Genomic DNA, 2429 nt, shown 5'->3' with positions numbered 1-2429 from the left:
TTAAATACGGTTTTGCCAATTGGATTGCGAAAAATACATGCACTTCGAACATTAACAACAGAAAGCTTAGCAGTCCTTAATCCATTTCGTGTACAAGAAATCATGGATAAAGATGGTATTTATTATGGCGAAAATGCAATTTCTCACAATCTCATTATGGTAAACAAAGAAAACTTATTGAATCAATCTGCTTTCTTGCTAGGTGTACCAGGAGCAGGAAAATCATTTAGTGCAAAAGAATTGATTGCATTTCTTGCCTTATCTACGAAAGACCATATTTTAGTCTGCGATCCAGAGAATGAATATAGTGCTCTTGTTAAGGCACTAGGTGGAGAGGTTATTCATATTGCGGCGGGTTCTGAAGACCATATCAATGCGATGGATATGGTTCAAGATTATGGCGAAGGAAAGAACCCAGTCATTGATAAATCGGAATTTGTTCTTTCATTATTTGAGCAGTTAGATAATAAAGGAATTGGTCCGAAAGAGAAATCTATCATTGATCGTTGTGTTTCACTTGTCTATGAAGAACATCAACTAGGTGGGAAATTACCTACACTTGCAGTATTACGTGAAAAATTATCACAGCAAAGTGAGAAGGAGGCAAAGGATCTATCTCTTAAATTGGAGTTATTTACGGATGGAACATTGAATGCATTTTCCCATAAGACCAATGTCGATGTAGCAAATCGTATGATTGTCTACGACATTATGGATTTAGGAAAGCAATTAAAGACAATGGGCTTACTCGTTATAACCGATGCAATGTTAAATAGAGTAACTGAGAACTGGAAAAAAGGGATTCGTACACATGTTTTTATTGATGAATTTCATGTGGTATTTGAGAATGAATATTCTGCATCCTTCTTTAATAGTGCTTGGCGTCAGTTTAGAAAACGTGATGGTTATCCAACTGGAATTACGCAGAATGTGGAGTATTTATTAGATTCTGTTATGGCTAGTACGATGCTAAGCAATAGCGAGTTCATTGTAATGCTGAATCAAGCAACACGAGATAGTCAAAGACTTGCTAAAATGTTGAATATTTCAAAAGAACAAATGTCCTTTATAACTAATGTAGATGAAGGGTGTGGCTTAATAAAGTATGGTAGTTCTTTGGTTCCATTTATCAATCGCTTTCCATCCGACACACGATTATATCAACTGATGACAACAAAACCAAAAGATCGTAAATAAAGAAAGGAGTCTTGAACAATGGAAGATAGACAAACGTTATTAGAACAAAATAATATGAAAAAATTTCTTCAACTATTAGAAGAAAATGGAATGAAAGAACAAAAACAAGAAGTAGAATTTCTAGCAGGTTATATTGATCAAATGGATTTCCAATTTACCAATGTGCTTGATGAATTAAAGAATGTACGGCAAGAGTTGAATGTCATTCAAGATAAAACTTTAAGAGCTACAGCGTTACGTGCTGTGGATAAAGTTACAAATAAAGTGGAAGTAGCAAAAGGTACTTTAGTAAAGTTGAAAGAGCATGTTATTTCAACAGTAGATAAAGCAGTCATAAATTTCAAAGAACATGGTAAATCGGCATTGGTAACTGCAATGAAATCATTGAATGTAAAAGGTATGCTTGAATCTATTCATGGTACATTACAACATGTTATCAAATCAGCAGACCATGAAATTGATAATCTAACAAAATTGGGTAATGAGATTCATGCAGTTAATTTTCATATGAAAAATATTGGTAAAACAATCATGGGTAAAGATACACAGGAACCAACTTCACGTCGCTCTGACAGTGGACTTCTATCCAAGGTACAGGAAAGCCTATTCTTTTCAATGAAAGCATGTGCGACGATGTCGCAAAAAACAGAAAGCATATTAGTAAAAATCAAAGATGTCGAAGAAAAACACGAAAAGAAATCAGTGCGTAATGACCTTAAAGAAATCAAAGATAAACATAAAGTGGGAAACCAAGCAAAAGAAATCACAAGAAAGGATATGGAACTAGGGCAGAGATAATCTGTCCTAGTTTATAGGTTATAGCGATATGAAAATTAAATTTGAATCTGAAGAACATAAAAACTTCTTTTTTAGGAAACTGCAAGAAAGCACCATAAAAGACACATACCACCAAACATTGTTTTATACGCTTGGTATTGATCGAAGTTGTAGAGAAAATTTTGATGATGTATTTAATATGAAAGACCATAGAATCAAACCAGATGGTTTACATCAAGGCTGGCAAACAAGTGGATCAGAGTGTGCAACTAAATTGGCATTTAATCTTTGGAATGGTTTTGTAGAAGAAGAACATGAAAAAGGGAGTACACCATATGAACTGTTTGCCTGTGGATATGCACCATACTTCTTTGAAGCAATCAAACTGCGCTATCCTGAATACTGCAAAGAGTGTTCCGTAAAGAGTAATGAGCGATGAAAGATATAAAGACAAA

General features: G+C 34.3%; 3 protein-coding genes. All 3 read left to right on the top strand.

From position 1 onward, the window contains the following. Positions 1 to 1197, top strand: a 1197-nt coding sequence (locus tag RSB60_RS10920) for a VirB4-like conjugal transfer ATPase, CD1110 family (RefSeq protein ID WP_332616322.1), incomplete at its 5' end; no start/stop codon positions are given. A gap of 18 nt (positions 1198 to 1215) precedes the next feature. Then, the gene (locus RSB60_RS10915; RefSeq protein ID WP_332616320.1) at positions 1216 to 1995 is read left to right on the top strand and encodes a DUF6674 family protein; all 780 of its coding nucleotides are present in this window, start codon (positions 1216 to 1218) and stop codon (positions 1993 to 1995) included. A 28-nt stretch (positions 1996 to 2023) separates the two neighbouring features. After that, positions 2024 to 2413, top strand: coding sequence for a DUF6075 family protein (locus RSB60_RS10910; RefSeq protein WP_332616318.1), 390 nt, complete (start codon positions 2024 to 2026; stop codon positions 2411 to 2413). Positions 2414 to 2429 lie beyond the last annotated feature (16 nt).

Origin of the sequence: Anaerorhabdus sp., assembly GCF_036657415.1 — a bacterium.
GTDB lineage: Bacteria > Bacillota_I > Bacilli_A > Erysipelotrichales > Erysipelotrichaceae > Anaerorhabdus.
The sequence above is the reverse complement of the archived record's forward strand: the minus strand, read 5'-3'. Positions and strand labels throughout refer to the sequence as shown.

Bases quoted from the DNA above. Each gene is read 5' to 3' on its own strand.
- RSB60_RS10915 (WP_332616320.1), top strand. From the start codon at position 1,216: ATGGAAGATAGACAAACGTTATTAGAACAAAATAATATGAAAAAATTT.
- RSB60_RS10910 (WP_332616318.1), top strand. From the start codon at position 2,024: ATGAAAATTAAATTTGAATCTGAAGAACATAAAAACTTCTTTTTTAGG.